The 546-nt window shown below is 49.1% G+C and carries 1 protein-coding gene; it reads left to right on the top strand.

The features are described 5' to 3' along the window. A partial coding sequence (locus FQ608_RS27140; protein ID WP_158861647.1) for a hypothetical protein occupies positions 1 to 468 on the top strand: 468 nt, incomplete at its 5' end. Positions 469 to 546 lie beyond the last annotated feature (78 nt).

Here is a 546-nt window from a genome sequence, read left to right as displayed (position 1 = left end):
GTGTTCCAAGTCTTTTTTCGGCCGGATACCTTATGGGATGTTCAGCCGGATGGAGAGAAGGCAAAAAACAAATGGCGTGAAAAAAGGAAAAAGGGGACGAAGTCTCCCAAGTCTGTTCGGCGTTGCCGTGAGAAAACCCGTTTTCAGAACGGTCCGTTCAACAGACTTGAGTCGAAGTTAGCCGGAAATTTTGACAAAGTCAAGAAAATTTCCGTCCAACTTCCCCGGTTTTTTCCATATTTTACGGAAGTGTTTTTGGGGTTTGCCATCCGTCTGGGCGGTCTGGAAAGGTCCCGGGACGTTATTCTTCCGACGTGCGCAAACACAAGCGTAGGCGCAATCGGAAAACAACCCGAAAAAAGAGGTAGGAAAAATGAAAAAAAGGAGTTGCCGCCGGAACGGTGTTCAGTTGCCAGGGCCGGCCGTAAAAAAGGGGGGCCGAATAAAATCTGTATCTCCGACAACTGAACGCCATAGAACAGTCAGATTGGTGTCAGGCCCGAATGAAGGACACGAAAAGGGCCCGACACCAATCTGACGTACGTT

The sequence above is a fragment of the Lunatibacter salilacus genome, from assembly GCF_009797935.1.
Taxonomy (GTDB): domain Bacteria; phylum Bacteroidota; class Bacteroidia; order Cytophagales; family Cyclobacteriaceae; genus Lunatibacter; species Lunatibacter salilacus.
Note: the sequence above shows the minus strand (reverse complement) of the source record. Positions and strands in the feature narration are given on the sequence as shown.